Origin of the sequence: Caldovatus sediminis (assembly GCF_014644455.1) — a bacterium.
Classification (GTDB): Bacteria; Pseudomonadota; Alphaproteobacteria; order Acetobacterales; family Acetobacteraceae; genus Caldovatus; species Caldovatus sediminis.
This window is the reverse complement of sequence record NZ_BMKS01000002.1, coordinates 201,792-219,849: the sequence shown is the minus strand read 5'-3', so window position 1 is coordinate 219,849 and position 18,058 is coordinate 201,792. Positions and strand designations below refer to the sequence as shown.

General features: G+C 74.6%; 15 protein-coding genes and 1 tRNA gene. 6 read left to right on the top strand and 10 right to left on the bottom strand.

Annotated features, from left to right (window positions below):
• The 6 genes from metG to IEX99_RS03785 all read right to left on the bottom strand — a co-directional run bounded on the left by metG (window position 1) and on the right by IEX99_RS03785 (window position 6,655).
• Window positions 1-1,545 (bottom strand): methionine--tRNA ligase, encoded by a 1,545-nt coding sequence (metG, locus tag IEX99_RS03810; protein WP_188898644.1) that lies wholly within the window; start codon window positions 1,543-1,545, stop codon window positions 1-3.
• Between the two features lie 32 nt (window positions 1,546-1,577).
• Window positions 1,578-2,615, bottom strand: a complete 1,038-nt coding sequence (locus tag IEX99_RS03805) for a DNA polymerase III subunit delta' (protein ID WP_188898642.1) — start codon at window positions 2,613-2,615, stop codon at window positions 1,578-1,580.
• On the bottom strand, window positions 2,612-3,277 hold the full coding sequence (tmk, locus tag IEX99_RS03800; protein WP_188898640.1) for a dTMP kinase: 666 nt from the start codon (window positions 3,275-3,277) through the stop codon (window positions 2,612-2,614). The genes IEX99_RS03805 and tmk overlap by 4 nt, the downstream gene beginning before the upstream one ends.
• 58 nt (window positions 3,278-3,335) lie before the next feature.
• Window positions 3,336-4,562, bottom strand: a complete 1,227-nt coding sequence (locus IEX99_RS03795; RefSeq protein WP_188898638.1) for a D-alanyl-D-alanine carboxypeptidase family protein — start codon at window positions 4,560-4,562, stop codon at window positions 3,336-3,338.
• A 69-nt stretch (window positions 4,563-4,631) separates the two neighbouring features.
• Window positions 4,632-5,612, bottom strand: coding sequence for an RlpA-like double-psi beta-barrel domain-containing protein (locus IEX99_RS03790; protein WP_188898636.1), 981 nt, complete (start codon window positions 5,610-5,612; stop codon window positions 4,632-4,634).
• Complete coding sequence (locus IEX99_RS03785) at window positions 5,609-6,655, bottom strand: lytic murein transglycosylase (protein WP_188898634.1); 1,047 nt, start codon at window positions 6,653-6,655, stop codon at window positions 5,609-5,611. The genes IEX99_RS03790 and IEX99_RS03785 overlap by 4 nt, the downstream gene beginning before the upstream one ends.
• A 196-nt stretch (window positions 6,656-6,851) precedes the next feature.
• On the opposite strand from IEX99_RS03785, the gene IEX99_RS03780 reads away from it, so the two are divergent.
• The 6 genes from IEX99_RS03780 (at window position 6,852) to IEX99_RS03755 (ending at window position 14,852) form a co-directional block, all read left to right on the top strand.
• Window positions 6,852-8,258 carry an MmgE/PrpD family protein gene (locus IEX99_RS03780; RefSeq protein ID WP_188898632.1) on the top strand — a complete coding sequence of 469 codons (1,407 nt, stop codon included), beginning with the start codon at window positions 6,852-6,854 and terminating at the stop codon, window positions 8,256-8,258.
• Between the two features lie 20 nt (window positions 8,259-8,278).
• A tRNA-Ser gene (locus IEX99_RS03775) sits at window positions 8,279-8,368 on the top strand.
• A 550-nt stretch (window positions 8,369-8,918) separates the two neighbouring features.
• Window positions 8,919-9,932, top strand: a complete 1,014-nt coding sequence (locus tag IEX99_RS03770) for a TAXI family TRAP transporter solute-binding subunit (RefSeq protein WP_188898629.1) — start codon at window positions 8,919-8,921, stop codon at window positions 9,930-9,932.
• A 171-nt stretch (window positions 9,933-10,103) separates the two neighbouring features.
• Window positions 10,104-12,263 carry a TRAP transporter permease gene (locus IEX99_RS03765; protein WP_188898628.1) on the top strand — a complete coding sequence of 720 codons (2,160 nt, stop codon included), beginning with the start codon at window positions 10,104-10,106 and terminating at the stop codon, window positions 12,261-12,263.
• Window positions 12,264-12,445: 182 nt separating this feature from the next.
• On the top strand, window positions 12,446-13,150 hold the full coding sequence (locus IEX99_RS03760) for an EthD domain-containing protein (RefSeq protein WP_188898626.1): 705 nt from the start codon (window positions 12,446-12,448) through the stop codon (window positions 13,148-13,150).
• A 211-nt stretch (window positions 13,151-13,361) separates the two neighbouring features.
• Window positions 13,362-14,852 (top strand): ATP-binding protein, encoded by a 1,491-nt coding sequence (locus tag IEX99_RS03755; RefSeq protein ID WP_188898624.1) that lies wholly within the window; start codon window positions 13,362-13,364, stop codon window positions 14,850-14,852.
• A gap of 139 nt (window positions 14,853-14,991) precedes the next feature.
• Here IEX99_RS03755 and ligD read toward each other — a convergent pair whose 3' ends face one another.
• The 4 genes from ligD to IEX99_RS03735 form a co-directional block, all read right to left on the bottom strand.
• Complete coding sequence (gene ligD, locus IEX99_RS03750) at window positions 14,992-15,849, bottom strand: non-homologous end-joining DNA ligase (protein ID WP_188898963.1); 858 nt, start codon at window positions 15,847-15,849, stop codon at window positions 14,992-14,994.
• 114 nt (window positions 15,850-15,963) lie between these two features.
• A complete protein-coding gene (locus IEX99_RS03745; RefSeq protein ID WP_188898622.1) occupies window positions 15,964-16,170 on the bottom strand; it encodes a dodecin family protein in 207 nt (68 codons plus the stop codon).
• Window positions 16,171-16,273: 103 nt separating this feature from the next.
• The gene (locus IEX99_RS03740; protein ID WP_188898620.1) at window positions 16,274-17,389 is read right to left on the bottom strand and encodes a 2-aminoethylphosphonate--pyruvate transaminase; all 1,116 of its coding nucleotides are present in this window, start codon (window positions 17,387-17,389) and stop codon (window positions 16,274-16,276) included.
• 54 nt (window positions 17,390-17,443) lie between these two features.
• Window positions 17,444-18,058 (bottom strand): DUF1194 domain-containing protein, encoded by a 615-nt coding sequence (locus IEX99_RS03735; RefSeq protein ID WP_229677789.1) that lies wholly within the window; start codon window positions 18,056-18,058, stop codon window positions 17,444-17,446.

Below are 18,058 nucleotides of genomic sequence, written 5' to 3'. Positions count from 1 at the left end.
CTAGAGGGGCGCGTCCTGGATCTTCTGGAACAGCGGCGTCGGCGGCGGCAGGGCGATGCCGCCGGGGAGCGGCGTGCGGAGCGCGGCGAGGGTCCGCTCCCCCGGCGGGACGCCGAGCTGGTCGAGCATCCGCGACATGGTGTCGGGCATGAAGGGCTGCAACACGGTGGCGATCACGCGCATGGCGTCGTGCAGGCTGCGCAGCACGGCGGCCATCCGCGCGGGGTCGGTCCTGCGCAGCGCCCAGGGCTTCTCGCGGTCTATCCAGGCGTTGCCGAGGCGCACCACACTCCAGACCTGCTCCAGCGCCTCGTGGAAGGCCTGGCGGTCGAACAGGGCACGCAGCCGGCCGGGCAGCGCGGCGGCGGCATCGAGCAGCTCGCGGTCGGACTCCGTCGGCGGCGCGCGTTGCGGCAGGCGGGCGTCGCAATTGCGCTGGATCAGGCTCAGCGTGCGCTGGGCGAGGTTGCCGAGGTCGTTCGCCAGCTCGTTGTTCAGGCGCGCGATCAGGGCGCGGCGGGAGAAGTCGCCGTCCTGCCCGAACGGCACCTCGCGCAGCAGGAAGTAGCGCACCGGGTCGAGGCCGTAGGTCCCGATCAGCGCCAGCGGATCGATGACGTTGCCGAGCGACTTCGAGATCTTCTGCCCCTCGTTGGTCCACCAGCCGTGGGCGAAGACGCGCCGCGGCGGGGCGATGCCCGCCGCCATCAGGAAGGCCGGCCAGTAGATGGCGTGGAAGCGCAGGATGTCCTTGCCGACGAAATGCACGTCCGCCGGCCAGAAGCGCCAGCGCGGCGCGCCCGTGTCCGGGTAGCCGACGGCGGTGATGTAGTTGGTCAGCGCGTCGAGCCAGACGTACATCACGTGCGCCGGGTCGCCCGGCACCGGCACGCCCCAGCGGAAGCTGGTGCGGCTGATCGAGAGGTCCTGCAGCCCCGCCCTGACGAAGCTGATCACCTCGTTGCGGCGGCCGGGCGGCAGGATGAAGTCGGGGTTGTCCTCGTAGAACTGCAGCAGCCGCTCGCGCCAGGCGGAGAGGCGGAAGAAGTAGGAGGGCTCCCGCACCCACTCCACCGGCGCGCCGGAGGGGGCGAAGCGCTGCCCGTCGCGCTCGGTGATCTCGTCCGGGCCGTAGAAGGCCTCGTCGCGCACCGCGTACCAGCCCTCGTAGTGGCCGAGGTAGATCTCGCCGCGGCGCGCCAGCTCCTCCCACAGCGCCGTGCAGGCGCGCCTGTGGCGCTCCTCCGTGGTGCGGATGAAGTCGTCGTTGGAGAAGTTCATCCGCCGGGCGAGCTCGCGGAAGTGCTCGCTCACCTGGTCGGTGAAGGCCTGCGGGTCCATCCCCGCGTCCCGCGCCGCCTTCTCGACCTTCTGCCCGTGCTCGTCGGTGCCGGTGAGGAAGAACACCTCGTGCCCGTCGAGCCGGTGCCAGCGCGCCAGCACGTCGGTGGCGAGGCTCGTGTAGGCGTGGCCGATGTGCGGCCGGTCGTTCACGTAATAGATCGGCGTCGTCAGGTAGATGCGCCGGGCCTCGCCCTCGGCCATCGGTCTCGCCCTTCGTTCGCTTGCGGTCGCCCTCAGTCGCGGCCGGGCGCGGAAAGCCAGCCCAGCCCGGTCAGGACCGCCTGCCTGCGGTCGAGGTTGAGCGCGTCCGTCTCCGCCGCAAGGCGGCCGAGCCTATCCCACAGCGCCGACCACTCGGCAAGCGGACGGCGGGCGACCCAGGCGGGCGCCGCGGCGGCGTCGCGCGCGGCGAGGCGGATCGCGGCGGCGATCGCCTGGCGGAGCAGGGCGAAGAAGGTGAGGAAGGCGGCGGCGTCGCCGCCCGCGGCGAGGCGGTCGGCGACCGCGTGGGCCTGGCGCGGGTCGGGGCGCCGGGCGAGGCCGGCGAGCACCTCCTCCACCAGGGCCTGGAGCGCGAGCCCGCCCTCCTCGGCGAGGGCCAGGGCGCGGCCGGGGGAGCCGCCGGCGAGGCAGGCGAGCGCCTGCCGCTCGCCGGGGGCCATGTCCGGCAGCCAGCGCGCGAGCAGCGGCAGCAGCTCGGCGTCCGCCAGCGGGAACAGGTCAAGCCGGCGGCAGCGGCTGCGGATGGTGGGCAGCAGGCGGCCGGGCGCGGCGGTGAGGACCAGCAGGACGGCGCGCGGCGGCGGCTCCTCCAGGATCTTGAGCAGGGCGTTGGCGGCGGGGGCGGCCATGGTCTCGGCGCCGTCGATCACCACCACGCGCCAGCCGCCCTCGGCGGCGGTGAGCGCCATGAAGGCGGGGATCAGCCGCGCCGCGTCCACGTTGATCACATCGGCGCGCTTGCGGCTGCCCTGGAGGGTGCCGGGCTCGATGGCGAGCAGGTCGGCATGGGCGCCGGCGGCGACGCGGCGGAACACGGGATGGCGCGGGTCGAGGGCGAGCGGGGCGGCGCCCTCGCCGGGCGGCGGGCCGGCGAGCAGCCAGCGGGCGAAGCGGTAGGCGAGCGTCGCCTTCCCCACCCCCGGCGGCCCGGCGAGCAGCCAGGCGTGGTGCAGGCGGCCGGAGCGCGCCGCCTGCTCCAGCGCGCGCGCGGCGTGGTCGTGGCCGGCGAGGTCGGGATTGGCGCGCGGCTCGGGCGGCAGGTCGCTCATGGCGGCAGCGGGGCGCCGAGGCGGGCGCGGACCAGGGCGCGGAGGTCGGCGGCGACCGCCTCCGCCGGGCGGGCGGCGTCCACCAGGACGCAGCGGGCCGGCTCGGCCTCGGCGATCGCGCGGAAGCCGGCGCGGATGCGGGCGTGGAATTCGGGGCCGAGGCGCTCGTAGCGGGTCGGCGCCTCGCCGCGGCCGGAGGCGCGGGCCATGCCGGCCTCGGGCGGCAGGTCGAGGATCAGGGTGAGATCGGGGGCGAGGCCATCGAGCGTCAGCGCCGCCAGCGCGTCGAACACGGCGCGCGGGAGGCCCTGGCCGAAGCCCTGGTAGGCGAGGGTGGAATCGGCGAAGCGGTCGCACACGACCCACATGCCGGCGGCGAGCGCGGGGCGGATGGTGCGCACCAGGTGCTCGCGGCGGGCGGCGAAGTGCAGCATGGCCTCGGCGACCGGGTCCCAGGCCGTGCCGCCGTGGAGGAGCAGGGCGCGGATCGCCTCGGCGCCGGGCGCGCCGCCGGGCTCGCGCGTGCGCAGCACCGGGAGGCCGGCGGCGGCGAGCGCGGCGGCGAGGCGGCGGGCCTGGGTGGACTTGCCGGCGCCCTCGCCGCCCTCGAGGGTGACGAAGCGCGCGCGCGGCGTGCGGAGTTCGGGTGCGGATTCGCTCACCGGCGCGAAACTACCGCCGGCGCGGCCCCGCCGCCACGCGGCCGGGCCGCGCGGCGGCTCATGCCCCGAACATCCAGCGCCCGATCACCGCCGGAATGCGCGGGACGATGCCGAGGCGCGGCACGTCCGCCCCGGCGAACAGCGGCAGCGCCATCGGCGGCACGCCCTGGCCCGAGACCTCCATGCGGCCGAGCTCCTGCCCTCGCGCCACCGGCGCCGGCACCGGCGCGGCGTAGCTCACCCGCACCTGCAGGCTGCGCCGCCACTGGCGCGGCAGGGTCAGCACCATGTCGCGGCCGCCGACGAGCGGCACGGTCCGGCGCTCGCCGAGCCAGACCGGCACCTCCTCCACCGTGTCGGAGGCGCGGAACAGCACGACGTTCTCGAACTCGCGGAACCCCCATTCCATCAGCCGCTCGGTCTCCTCGGTGCGGGCGCGCATGGAGGGCAGGCCGTTGACGACGAGGATCAGCCGGCGCCCGCCGCGCCTCGCCGTGCCGGTGAGGCCGTAGCCCGCCTCCTCGGTGTGGCCGGTCTTGAGGCCGTCGGCGCCGGCGACGCGGGCGAGCAGCGGGTTGCGGTTCTGCTGGCTGATGCCGTTGTAGGTGAAGCTGCGCTCGTTGTAGTAGTGGAAGTATTCGGGGAAGTCGGTGATGATGCGGCGCGCCACCATGGTGAGGTCGCGCGCCGTCATCCGGTGCTCCGGGTCCGGCCAGCCGCTGGCATTGCGGAAGGTGCTGCCCCGCAGGCCCATGCGGCGGCCGTATTCGTTGAGCAGCGCCGCGAACTGCTCCTCCGAGCCGCTGATCGCCTCGGCGAAGACGACGCAGGCGTCGTTGCCGGACTGCACGACGACGCCGCGCACCAGATCCTCGACCTTCACCTGGCTGCCGACCTCGACGAACATCTTCGAGCCGCCCATGCGCCAGGCGCGCTCGCTGACCGGCAGCTCCTGGTCGAGACGCAGGCGGCCCTGCTTCAGCAGGTCGAAGACCACGTACATGGTCATCAGCTTCGACATCGAGCTCGGCGGCATCGGCTCGTCGGCGTTCTTCTCGAGCAGCACGGCACCGGTGTCGAAGTCCACGAGGATCGCCTGGCGCGCCAGCACGTCGATGCCGCCGAGCGGGGTCGCCGCCGGCGTGGGCTGCGGCCCGGGCGCCGCCCCGCCGCGGCCGCCCTGGCGACGCTGCGCCTGCGCGACGGCATCGGCGGGCGGGAGCGCGGCGGCGGCCGCGGCGAGCGCCGCGGCACCGCCGCCGAGCAGCAAGCGGCGGGCAAACATGGCGGAGTCCCCCTCATCTCCAGGACGCCGGCCGAGCCCGGCGGCGGCGCGGTCCCCCCGCGTTCCCGCCTACCGGACGGCGTCGTCCACCAGGATGCGTGCCCCGGATACGCCAGAGGCGCGCACCCGCTCAAGAACTCGATCGGCCTCCGCGACGGTCGCGAGCGGGCCGATGCGGACCCGGAACTGCCGCTGGCGGCCACCGCCGACGGGTTCGAGCCGGGCGCCGAGCGCGGCGAGGCGAAGCGCCTGCTGCGCGGCGGAGTCGCGGCGGGAGAAGGTTCCGGTCTCAACGAGGAGATGGCCGGGAGCCGGCGCCTCCTGTTCCACCCGCTCCGGAAAGGCGGGCGGGGGCGGCGCGGAGCGAGACGGCGCGGCCGCCTGCGCGGGCATGGCGGCCGGGCGTGCCGCATCGGTCGCGGCGGCGCGCGCACCGGGCGGGGGCGGCAGCGCCTCCGCGGCGACGGCGGCGCGGGGGGCGGCGGCCACGAGGATCGGCGCCGGCGAGGCCGCCGGGTCGGCCGGGTCGGCGCCGCCCGAGGCGCGCAGCGAGGCGGCGAGCGCGCGGCTCTCCTCGGGCGCCACGGCGATGCGCACCCGCGCCGTCCCGCCGGGCGGGATGCCGAGCAGCTCGGCGGCGCGGCGCGACAGCTCGACCACACGCCCGATATGCGCCGGGCCGCGGTCGTTCACGCGCAGCAGCAGGGCGCGCCCGTTCTCGAGATTGGTCACGCGCAGCGCGGCCGGGAGCTGGAGCGTGCGGTGGGCGGCCGAGGGGCGGCCGGGATCGTGCCGCTCGCCATTCGCGGTGACGCGCCCGGGGCGCGCGTCGGGCGCGACGACGGCGAGGCCGGTCTCGACCAGGGCGAAGTCCTCGCGCGGATAGTGCCACTCGCCGCCGAGCGGGTAGGGCGGGCCCACCACGTAGCGGGGCGCCGGCGCGGGCGCCGCGCAGCCCGTCGCGGCGAAGAGCAGCAGCGCGACCACCGCCGCGCTCCGCCGCGCCCGCCGCGCGGCGCGGTCCGCCCGCGGCGCTCCGGCCGACGTCATGCCCGGGCGATGCGGTCCGCGAGGAGACCGACCGCGAGGCCGTAGTTCACCGGCGGATTGTAGCGGCGGATGACGCGCAGGTTGTGGTGGCCGAGGAAGACCTGGCCGTTGCCGCGGTTGGGCAGGACGACCGCGGCCTCGAGTTCGGCGGGCGCCAGCGGCGCGCCGTCGGCGCGGCGGAAGCCGAGGCGGGCGAAGTCGCGCAGCGGGCGGCGGCTCTCGGTGTCGGCCCGCTCCGGCGCGAAGCCGGGCGGCGGGACGACCTCGTGGCCCCAGGGCTCGCCCTCGCGCCAGCCGTGGCGGCGGAAATAGTGGGCGATGGAGGCAAGGGCATCGGCCCGGCTGTCCCAGATGTCGCGCCGCCCGTCGCCGTCGAAGTCCACCGCCAGGCGCTCGAAGTTCGAAGGCATGAACTGCGGCTGGCCCATCGCCCCGGCCCAGGAGCCCCGCATGCGCGCCGGCGCGATGTGCCCCTCGTCGAGGATGCGGAGCGCGGCGAGCAGTTCGGTGCGGAAATAGCTGGCGCGGCGGCCCTCCCAGGCGAGGGTGGCGAGCGACTCGATCACCCCGAAGCCGCCGGTGTTGGCGCCGTAGTTGGTCTCGATGCCCCAGATCGCGACGATGACCGGGGGATCCACCTCGTAGCGCGCGCCGATGCGGCGCAGCAGGGCGGCGTTCTCCGCGTAGTGCCGGCGGCCGTTCTGGACGCGCGCCGGGGTGAGCATGATGCGGTCGCGGTACTCCTCCCAGCTCAGCACGGCGTCCACCTGGCGCCGGTCCAGCTCGATCACGCGGGGATTGGGGCGGAGCCCGGCGAGGGCACGATCGAGCGTCGCCTGCGAGATGCCGGCGCGGCGCGCCTCCGCCCGCACGCCGGCGAGGAAGCGGTCGAAGCTCTCCGCGGAGACGGGTTCGGGCGCGAGGGACGGCGCCGCCGGCGCGGGCGCGGCGGGCGCCGGGTTGGCGACGGGGCTGGCTGCGGCGCCGCAGCCCGAAGCGAGGCCGCTGACGCCGGCAAGGACGAGGAATCGCCGAGTCGGCATGACGCAACAGGTGCCACGAGGCCTCGGCAACCGCAACGCGAAGTGGAGGTCGTTCCGCCCGCGCGGCGGCCGGGCGGGAGAGAGGCGCCGGCGGGCCGACCGGCCGGGCCCGGGGCGCCGCGTTCCGCCGCGCCCGGCTTCCGCCCCGGCGACCGGGTGGTAATCTTCGGGCCACGCTCCCGGAGGAATGTCCGCCATGGCCGCCACCCCCGTCACCCAAGAGCTCGCCGCCTTCGTCGCCGGCCTGCAGTGCGACCGGCTGCCGGCCGGGCTGCGCGAGCGCACGCGCTTCCTGCTGCTCGACCTGGTCGGGAACATCGTGCGCGGGCGCCACGACGCGGAGAGCACGCCGCCGCTGCTGGCCGCGGCGCGCGCGCTCGGCTTCGGCGCGGGATCGTCGGCGGTGTTCGGCGATTCGGCGCGCTATACGCCGGCGGGGGCGGCGCTGCTGAACGGCGCGCTGGCGCACAGCCTCGACTTCGACGACACCCACGCCGCGGGCAGCCTGCATCCCGGCGCGCCGGTGATCCCGGCGGCGCTCGCCGCGGCGGAGATGGCGGGGGCGGACGGGCGGACGGTGCTCGCCGCGATCGTCGCCGGCTACGAGGTGACCTGCCGCCTCGCGCTCGCGCTGCCGGCGGGCGACCACTACGACCGCGGCTACCACCCGACCGCGACCTGCGGCGCCTTCGGCGCGGCCGCGGCGGCGGCGCGGGTGTTCGGGCTGGACGCGGAGCGGGTGGCGCACGCCTTCGGCATCGCGCTGTCGCAGGCGGCAGGCTCGCTGCAGTTCCTCGCCAACGGCGCCTGGACCAAGCGCTTCCAGGTGGGCTGGAGCGCGACCAACGGCCTCGTCGCCGCGACGCTGGCGCGCGAGGGCTTCCGCGGCGCGGCCGAGGCGCTGGAGGGCAAGGCCGGGTTCCTGCGCGCCTACGCGCCGAACCCGGTGCCGGAGCGCGCGCTGCAGGCGCTCGGCGCCGAGTGGGAGCTGATGAACACGGCGGTGAAGCCCTACCCCTCCTGCCGCTACGGGCATGCGAGCGTGGACGCGGCGCTCGCCCTGCGCGCCGAGCACGGGCTGAAGGCCGAGGAGATCGAGGCCGTGACCATCGGCCTGCCCGCCAAGGGGATGCTGCTGATCGGCGCGCCGCTCGACTACAAGCGCAATCCGCGGAACGTGGTGGACGGACAGTTCAGCGGGCCGTTCGTCGTCGCCTGCGCCCTCGCCCGCGGGCATTTCGGCTGGGACAGCTACGCCTGGCTGCAGGACGCCGACATCCGCCGGATCATGGCGCTGACGGTCTGCGAGCAGGACCCGGAGATCGAGGCGGAATTCCCGGCGAACATGTCCGGCAAGGTGACGCTGCGCGCGCGCGGGAAGGAGTTCGTCCGCAAGGTGGTGGTGCCGAAGGGCGAGCCGGCCAATTTCCTCACCGAGGCGGAGCTGCGGGCGAAGTTCCACGGGCTGTGCGACGCGGTGCTGGGGAAGGAGCGCGCGGCGCAGCTCGCCGACGCGGTGCTGGGGCTGGAGCGGGCGGCGGACGTGCACGGGATGATGCGCCTCGGCGCGCCGCTGATGGCGGCGCGGCTGGCGGGGGAGTAGCGGCGCGCGGCAGCTTCCGCGGATGGGTGGCCGAGCGGTCTAAGGCACCGGTCTTGAAAACCGGCGTGGGCGCGAGCCCACCGTGGGTTCGAATCCCACCCCATCCGCCAGGCCGCCCGCCGCGACGGCAGGGCCCCTTCGGAGACGTCCCCCGGCCTCGGCCCCCTCTCGCGGCTTTCGCGGATGGGAGCGGAGTCGGCCGGACCGGAGACGGCCCCGGATGCCTTGCGCCGACCGTCGCGGCAGCCTGCGCCGCGGCGCCGCACGCGCGTGAGCGTGCCGGGCATCCGCGCGCCGAAACGCTCCAGGGGCCCCAAGCTTGCGCGGCTGCCCGCGATCGAGCCGATGGCGGCGATGGGCTCATGCGACGTGGCGCATCCCCCCGGGGCGCCCTCGGCGATGGCGCCGCGGGCGCCACGCCCCCGTGTGGCGCGGCCGGACGAGCCCTCGCGCCAGGCGACGCGCGATTCGCGGGCGATCGCCGCAGGCGCACGCGGATCGCCCGCACCGCGGGCGCGCGGCACGTCGCGGCCTGCCGGCGGGATGCGGCGATGCGGTTGACCGCGGCCGCCACGCCAAGGAAGATCCCGCGTCCGTGAAACGACCAACCCGTGCCACAGAGCCGGGTGGAAAGCAGGCGCTCGAAGGGAGACGTGACCCATGAACTGCATCACCCGCAGGACATTCGGGATGGGCGTGGCGGCCGCGGCGCTCGGGACGGCCCCCGCGGCGGCGCAGCGCGGCCGTTCCTACGTCCTCACGACCGCGACCACCGGGGGCACCTACTACCCGGTGGGCGTCGCCATCGCGACGCTGATCAAGGTCAGGCTGCAGGCCCAGAAGAACATCGACATGAGCGCGATCAGCTCGGCCGGCTCGACCGAGAACGTGAAGCTCCTGCGCGAGAACCAGGCGCAGTTCGCCATCCTGCAGGGCCTGGTCGCGCAGTTCGCGGCCACGGGAACCGGCGCCTTCGCGAACGACGGCGCGCAGGCCAACCTGCGCGGCATCATGCCGCTCTGGTATAATTACGAACAGTTCGTCATCGACAAGCGGCTGGTCACCACCGGGCGCATCGGCGACCTGAAGAACCTCTACGGCAGGAAGTACTCGATGGGCGCGCGCGGCTCGGGCCTCGAGACGATGCACCGCTGGATCTTCCCGAACCTGGGCATCGAGTACGAGAAGTTCGACCTGGTCTATCTGGGCTACGGACCGACCGCCGAGGCCCTGCAGAACGGCACCATCCAGGGCGGCAACTTCGAGGCCGGGCTGCCGACCGGCAGCCTGACCCAGGCGATGGCGGCCGCCGGCGACCGCCTGCAGATCCTCGAGTTCACCGAGGAGGACGTCGCGAAGGCGAACGGCAACACCACGCTGCTCTCCCAGGCCACGATCCCGGCGAACACCTATCCGAACCAGCCGAACGCCCTGCGCACGGCGCGGCTGCCCAACTACCTCGCGGTCAACGCCGCCGTACCGGAGGAGGACGTCTACCTCGTCACCAAGACGATCTTCGAGAATCTGCCGTTCCTGAACAACATCCACGGCGCGACGCGGGAGATCGACCTCAGGCAGTCGCTGGGCGGCTATCCCTTCCCGCTGCACCCCGGCGCGATCCGCTACTACCGGGAAGCCGGGATGGACGTCCCGGCAGCGCTGATCCCCGCGTGAGCTGCCGGCTCCCGTGACCGCGACGGCGGGCCGGGGCCTCGGTCCCGGCCGGCCCGCGTTGCCGGGGCGGCGCCGGCCGCCCGGGCGCCCGGAAGGCGCCGCGGGCGGGCGGTTCCGTCCCGCGGGACGAGAGCGCGCGAACGGGACCGGTTCGGGTCAGCGAACACGCCCATGTCCCCATCCCCCAACGCCGCCCCTGGCGCGGCGGATCCCGACACCGGCGCGATCCTGCGCGGGCCCGACACCGTCGCGGGCCGGGTCGCGCTCGTCGGCGGCGCGCTCCTCGCCGTCCTCCACATCTACTTCAACACGCTCGGCACCTGGTCCGAGACCTGGGTGAACGTCGTCCATTTCGGCGGGTTCGGGGCGATCTGCGCCCTGGTCTATCCGGCCTTCCGCGCGCGCACGCGCGCCGGGGCCCGCCTCGCGCTCCTGGTCGACGTCGTCCTCGCCCTGCTCGCACTGGCCGTCATCGCCTACATGATCCTCGGCGAGGAGAGCTTCTTCGCGCGCAACGCCCGCTTCCTCTGGTACGACTGGCTGTTCACCGCCCTCGCGCCGCTGCTGGTGCTGGAGTTCGTGCGCCGCACCACCGGCCTGCTGATCCCGGCGCTGATGGTCGCGGCCTTCAGCTACGTCGTGGTGTGGGGCCGATACGTGCCGGGCATGCTGACCTTCCCGGGCCTGTCGCTCGAGACGATGCTCTACCGGACGTTCTACACGGACGACGGGATGCTCGGGAACATCGCCTCGATCTCGGCGACCTACGTATTCATGTTCGTGCTGTTCGGGGCGTTCCTGAACCGCTCCGGCGCCGGCGAGTTCATCATCGACCTGGCGCGGGCGCTGGCCAGGCGCCTGATCGGCGGCCCCGGCTACGTCGCGGTGATCGCCTCGGCGCTGATGGGCACGATCTCCGGCTCCACCGTGGCCAACGTGGCCGCGACCGGGGTGATCACCATCCCGATGATGAAGCGCGCCGGATTCCGGCCGAAGTTCGCCGCGGCGACCGAGGCGGCCGCCTCCACCGGCGGCCAGATCATGCCGCCGATCATGGGGGCAGGCGCCTTCGTGATGGCGTCCTACACGGGCATCCCCTACCTCACCATCGTTTCGGTCGCGCTGCTGCCGGCGCTGCTCTACTTCTGGTCGGTCGCCTGCTACATCCGCATCGAGGCCAAGCGCCACCACATCGCGGTGGCGGATGAGGACGCGCCGTCGGTCGGCGCCGTGATGCGGCGCGGCGGGCTGCAGTTCTTCCTGCCGATCGGCGTCCTGATGGGCCTCCTCATGGCGGGGTTCACGCCGACCTACTGCGCCGGCGCGGCCATGCTGGCGCTGATCGCCGTCTCCTGGCTGCGCAAGGACCGCGCCATGGGGCCGCGGGCGATCTTCGAGGCCCTCGGCAAGGGCGCCTTCGACATGATCCCGACCGCCGTGCTGCTGGTCGGCGTCGGCGTCGTGATCAACGCGATCGCCACCACCGGCATCGGCAACACCTTTTCGCTGATGATCAACCAGTGGGCCGGCGGCAGCCTGCTGGTCGCGCTGATCCTGGTCGCGCTGGCGTCGCTGGTGCTCGGCATGGGCCTGCCGGTCACCGCCTCCTACGTGGTGCTCGCCACGCTCTCGGCGCCGGCGCTCGCCGACATGATCGCGCAGTCGAGCCTGATCGAGGCGGTCGCCTCCGGCCAGATCGGCGACCAGGCCAAGGCGATCCTCATGCTGGTGGCGCCCGACCGGATCGCGGCGATCGGCCAGCCGATGAGCACGGAGGCCGCGCGCGAGCTGGTCGCGCTGGTCCCCCCCGACTTCCTGCGGACCTTCAAGGAGCACGCGCTGTCCCCGGAGGTGCTGACGGTCGCGCTGCTGTCGGCGCACATGATCATCTTCTGGCTGAGCCAGGACTCGGGGGTGACGCCGCCGGTCTGCCTGACGGCCTTCGCGGCGGCCGCGATCGCGCGCACCCCGCCGATGGCGACCGGCCTGGTCGCCTGGAAGGTGGCGAAGGGCCTCTACATCGTGCCCTTCCTGTTCGCCTACACGCCGCTCCTCGGCGGCAGCCTCTGGTACGACCTGGAGGTCTGCTTCTTCGCCTTCTTCGCCATCTACGCGATCGCCGGGGCGATCGACGGCCACATGGAGGCGCCGGTGAGCTGGCCGATGCGCGCCGTGATGTTCGCGGCCGGCGTCGCCATGATGTGGCCGAACGAGCGGCTGGCGCATCTCGCGGGCCTGGCGGTGCTCGCGGTCTACTTCGCCTTCAACCTCGCGGCCTCGCGCCGCCTGGATGCGGCGCGCGCGGCGCCCGCGGCGCCGCAGGGGGCCTGACGACCGGATCGCGTCCGGATCCCGGGCGCGCCGGCGCGGCGCGCGGATCGCGGCGGGGCGAGCCTTCCGGCGCGCGCCGCCGCCCCCGCCGGCTCGCCCTCCCCGCCCGGGCGGCTATGCTGCGCGCGGGCGGTCGGCCTGGCGGCGCCGGCGGCGCCCGGTCCGCACCTCGGGGGTGACGCATGATCAAGTCCTTCTCCTTCCTCGTCCGTCGGCCGGAGATCTCCCGCGAGGCCTTCCTGAGGCACTGGACCGAGGTGCACGCGCCGATGTACCGCGACGTGCCGGGCCTGCGCGGCTACGTCCTCTGCCTGCCGGTGCAGGAGCACGTCCGCGACGACGTCGCGGCGCTCGAGATGGCGCCCTTCGACGGCGTCGCGCAGCTCTGGTTCGACGACCTCGAGGCGCGGGCGCGTGCCGCTGCCTCCCCCGCCGGCCGGCGCTGGCACGCCGACGGCGCCAGCATCATCGGCGGCATCCGCACCTTCGTGACCGAGGAGCAGGTGGTGCTGCCCGTGGCGGACGGCGACCGCCGGCCTCCCCTCAAGGCGCTGACGGTGATCCAGCGCCGGCCGGACTCGACCCCCGGGGCCTTCCACCACCACTGGCGCGTGGTCCACGCCGCGATGGCGCGGGAGGTGCCGGAACTCCGCGGGTTCGTCCTCTCGGGGATCGTCGAGGAGCAGTTCCGCCCCGACATCGCGCCCTTCCCGATGGCAGGCCCGATCGACGGCTTTGCCGAGAGCTGGTTCGGCAGCCTCGAGGCGCGGGCGCGGATGGTCGCCTCCCCGGAGGCGCGACGCTGGTTCGCCGACGGCGCCGCCTTCCTCGGCCGGGTGAAGACGGTGGTGCTCGCCGAGCGCGTGATGGTGCCGCCGCCCGGCTGAGCCCGGGATCCGGCGCGCGCCGCGGCAGGGGCCTGGGCGGAGGGGACGGGCGGTCGCCGGACCTCACGATCTTGTGAAGTCGGATTAAAAACAGTATAAGGATTTCGCCGGGACGGCCTCGCGCTCCGCTGCCGCGGCGAGGCCGCCCGACGGGGCGTCGGACGGCGCGTCGGGTCGCCTGCGGACCGCCGCGTCACCGGAGGGGGATGGCATGCTTCTTGGCGAACTGCTGGTCGCGAACGGTCTCATCACCGCGCAGGATGCCGCCGAGGCCCTCCGCCGGCAGCGGCAGCACGGCGGGCGCCTCGGCGATATCCTGATCGCGATGGGCAGGATCACCGAGCGCGACCTCCAGCGCGTCCTGCACAGCGTCCCCGCCGCCCCGCTGTCCATCGAGGAGACGGGACTCTCGCTGAACGACCTGCTCAACCTGCTGACGAAGGCGATGCACGGCGGCTCGGTCGACACCGCCACCAAGCTCGCCGAGGTGCTGAAGCTCCCGCAGCGCGTCGTGCACCTGCTGCTCGAGGAGGCGAACGCGGCCAAGCTGATCGAGGCGATCGGCGCGGTGAAGACCCTCACCGGCGCCCATCCGCGCTACGGCCTCTCGGCGCGCGGCCGCGAATGGGCGATGCAGGCCTTCGAGCAGAGCAGCTATGTCGGCCCCGCCCCGGTGCCGCTCGCCGACTACGTCTCCCGCATCCAGCGGCAGGCGATCGGCGACGAGCGCGTGGCGCCGGAGGCGGTGGCGGGCGCGCTGGGCGGCCTCACCATCGCCGACGCCCTGATCAGCCAGGTCGGGCCGGCGATCAACTCCGGCCGGCCGATGCTGCTCTACGGCCCGCCGGGCAACGGCAAGACCTCCATCGCCGAGCGCATCGGCTCGATCTTCGACACCATGATCTGCGTGCCGCACTGCTTCGAGGTCGGCGGGCAGATCGTGAAGGTGTTCGACCCCGACATCCACAAGGAGGTGCAGCTCGACGACGGGGCGAACAGCAACAGCATCCGCGCGACCGGCTTCGACCGGCGCTGGGTGCTCTGCCGGCGCCCCTTCGTCGTGACCGGCGGCGAGCTGACGCTGGAAATGCTCGACCTCCGCTTCAACGAGCTGGCGAAGTTCTACGAGGCGCCGCTTCACGTGAAGGCGATGAACGGCACCTTCCTGATCGACGACTTCGGCCGCCAGCTCGTCGCGCCGGAGACGCTGCTGAACCGCTGGATCGTGCCGCTCGAGAGCCGGGTGGACTACCTCAAGCTGCACACCGGCAAGAGCTTCGCGCTGCCCTTCGACCAGCTCGTGATCTTCTCCACCAACATGCCGCCGAGCCAGCTCATGGACGGCGCCTTCCTGCGGCGCCTGCCCTACAAGATCGAGGTCGGCGCGCCGAGCCGCGACGAGTACCGGGCGATCTTCCGCAGCGCGGCGCGCCGCAACGGGCTCGAGGCCACCGACGAGGTGATCAACTACGTCCTGGCCGAACTGACCGAGCGCAACGACTTCCCGCTCGCCGCCTACCAGCCCGAGTTCATCGTCCGGCAGGTGGTGGCCTCCTGCAAGTTCCGCGGGATCCGGGCGCAGTTCCACAAGGACATGCTCGACTTCGCGATCGGCAACCTGTTCACCAAGGACAGCCCCGGCTACGGCATGACCGTCGCGCGCCGGGGCACGCCGAACCTGCGCATCGCAGCGGGCGCCTGAGCGCCGGCCGACGCCCCCGGCCGCGCGCGGGGCGGCCTAGAGCCGATCACGGATGGCCGGGAACAGCCGGGAGCGTGAATCGGCTCGGCAAACAGCGAGCGGGAGCCGTTGCAGCGAGCACAGCCGAGCGAAAACGGCGCTAGCCACCGCCCGCGCGCCACGGCGCGCCCTCGGGCAGCGGCCGTGCCGCCGTCGCGAAGCCGCCCCCGGGATCGGGGACCGCGAGACGGGCCGCTTCCGTGCCGATGGTGAAGGCGAGCGGGTCGAGCGCCTCCGTCACCTCGCTCCAGGCGAGCGGCGTGGACACGGTGGCCGCCGGCCGCGCGCGCGGCGACCAGGGCGCCACCGCCGACGATCCGCGGTCGTTGCGCAGGTAGTCGAGCAGGACCCGGCCCGGCCGTGCCCGCTTCGCGAGGACCGTGGTGTGGCGTTCGGGCGTGGCGCACGCCATCGCCTCGGACATCGCCCGTGCGAAGGCCCTGGCCTCCGGCCAGGCGGCGCGCGGGCGCAGCGGTACGACGACGTGCAGGCCCTTGGCGCCCGTGGTCTTGCAGAACGCGGCGAGGCCGTGCCCCTCGAGCCGCTCGCGCAGCTCGTGGGCGGCGCGGACGGCGGCGGCGAAGGACAGGTCCTCGGCGGGGTCGATGTCGAAGACCGGGCGGTCCGGCCGCTCGATGTCCTCGAGGCGCGCCCCCCAGGGGTGGACCTCGAGCGCCCCGGCCTGGGCGAGCGCCGCGAGGCCCTCGGCCGAATCCACGCCGATCAGCGGCTTCGCCTCGCCCGGCAGGACGATGCGCCGGATCGCGGGCCCGAGCCCGCCGCCCGGATGGCGCTGGAAGAACCGCGGCCCGTGGATCCCGCCCGGCGCCCGCAGCAGCGTCACCGGGCGCCCGGCGAGATGCGGCACCAGCCGCGGCGCGGCGGCGGCGAGATACTCGGCGAGGGCCCGCCTGGTGATGCCGGCCTCGGGCCAGAGCAGTCGGTCCGGATGGGGCAGCCGCGGGCCGCGCGCCGCCGGCCGCCGCCGCGGGCGAGGCCGCCGTTTCCGGCCGCCCGCGACCGGCGCGAGGGGGACGCGCCGGTGGCGGCGCGCCCCGCCCGGCCGCCGGCCTCAGGTGTTCTCGACGACGAAGGAGATCTTCGCGTTGATCCGATAGGTGCGGACCTGGTCGTTGTCCACCGTGGCCTGCATCTCCTTGATGTAGACTGAGCGGATGCCCCGCACGCTCCTGGCCGCCTCGGCCACCGCCTTGCGGGTCGCATCCTCCCAGCTCTGCTCCGATTCGGCGAGCAGCTCGATGACCTTCACCACTGACATGGCGTCCTCCGCGAAGCGCCCGTGATGGGCGCTTCCCGAACGGGAGGCGGCGGTGCGGGTTGCGTGCACCGGTCCGGCGCGGCGCCGCGGCCGCTGCGGGCGCTCAGGCCGCGGCGCGGCGGCGCACGCCCAGGCTGTCGAGGGCGTCGCGCATCGCTGCCACCGCCGCGCCCATCTCCCCGGGCGTCACCGCGCCGATGCAGCCCACACGGAAGGTCGGCGTCGCGGTGCTGAAGAAGTTGCTTATCAGCACCCCGCGCGCCTTCAGGGCCGCGACGAAGCCCCGCAGGGCGAAGGCCGGATCGGGCGGCTGGTGCACGGTGACGACGATCGGCCCCTGGTGGCGCCGTTCGAGATAGGGCGTCAGCCCGAGGGCGAGCGCGCCCTCGTACAGCACCCGCGCGTTCTCCGCGTAGCGCGCGAGGCGCGCCGGCTGGCCGCCCTCCCGATCGTAGAGGTCGAGCGCCGCCCCGAGGGCATGCAGCACCTGCACCGCCGGCGTGAAGCGGTGGCTGCCCCAGCCGTTGCGCAGCGCGTGGTCGTGGATCGCGGCGAGGTCGAGCACCCAGGACCCCGCGCGGCCGGCGCAGGCGAGGAGCCGGTCGGTGCGGGCGACGGCCATGCCGATGCCCGGCATGCCCTCCAGGCACTTGCCGGTGGTGAAGGCGAGCGCGTCGCATTCCGGGTGCGCGTCCATCCGGAAGGGCAACGCGCCGAAGGCCGAGACGGCGTCGAGGACCAGCCGCCGCCCCGCCGCGCGGACCGCGGCGCCGACCGCCTCCGGATCGTTGACGATGCCGCTGCCGGTTTCGCTGTACACCATCCCGACATGGCCGATCGCCGGGTCTGCGGCGAGCGCGGCAGCGACCTCCGCGGCGCCCACGGGGCGGGTGTCCGGGACCTCGAGCGCCACCACGGCGCGCCCGGCCTCGCGCGCCAGCCGGGCCATGCGTTGCGCGTAGGCGCCGTTGAGCGGGATCAGCACCTTGCCGCCGGGCGGGACGAAGCTGCGCAGGCAGGCCTCGACGACGGCATGGCCCGCGCCGGTCACCGGCAGCACCGCGTGCTCGCCCGGCACCCCGCCGGCGATCGCGAGGAGGCGCTCGCGCAGCGCCGCGAGCTCGGCCTGGGTGTCGTCGTCCCAGGGCGCGATGTCCACCGCCATGGCGGCGCGCACCTCGGGGCGGGTCTGCACGGGGCCGGGGATGAGCAGGAGCATCGTTCGGGCGCGGAACCGGAGGGGGCGACGGCGGCGCGCGTGATGGCACGCCGCTCAGGCGACGGGAACCCCGCCGATCTCGCGCCACAGCTTCTCGCGGATCGCCTCGGCGAAGGCGGCGTAGTCGGGGCAGTGCATGACGAAGGCGCCGGGGCCGCCGATCACCTGGTCGCGGTAGTGGGCGAGCAGCTCCGGCCCTTCCTCGTTCAGCACCGCCAGCGCGTTGATCGTGACGCCGGCGGCGACGCCGATGTCGCGCACGGGGCCGGGCGCGCGGCCCTGGTTGTGCCGCCCGTCGCCCGAGACGTCGAGCACCAGCCGCTCCGCCTCGGCGGGAAAGCGGCCGAGCACGGCGAGGCCGGCCGCCATGCCCTCGCCCAGCGCGGTGGCGCCGGGGCGGACGAGGCGCGGCGAGGCCTCGATGGCCTCGGCGAGGGCGGCGGCGGACGCCTCGTCCTCCACCCGGGTCCAGGGCACGGCCAGCTCCTGGGCGCCGATGCCGGACCACAGCAGCATCGCCACCGCGACGGCGCGGCGCGGCCCGGAGGCGCAGGCGGCGGCGATGTCGGGGTCGCGGAACGCCGCGGCGTAGCCGCCGAGCATCAGCCCGAATTCGTCGTGGTCCACCGAGGCGGAGGCATCCACGGCGAGACAGAGGGCGAGGTCCAC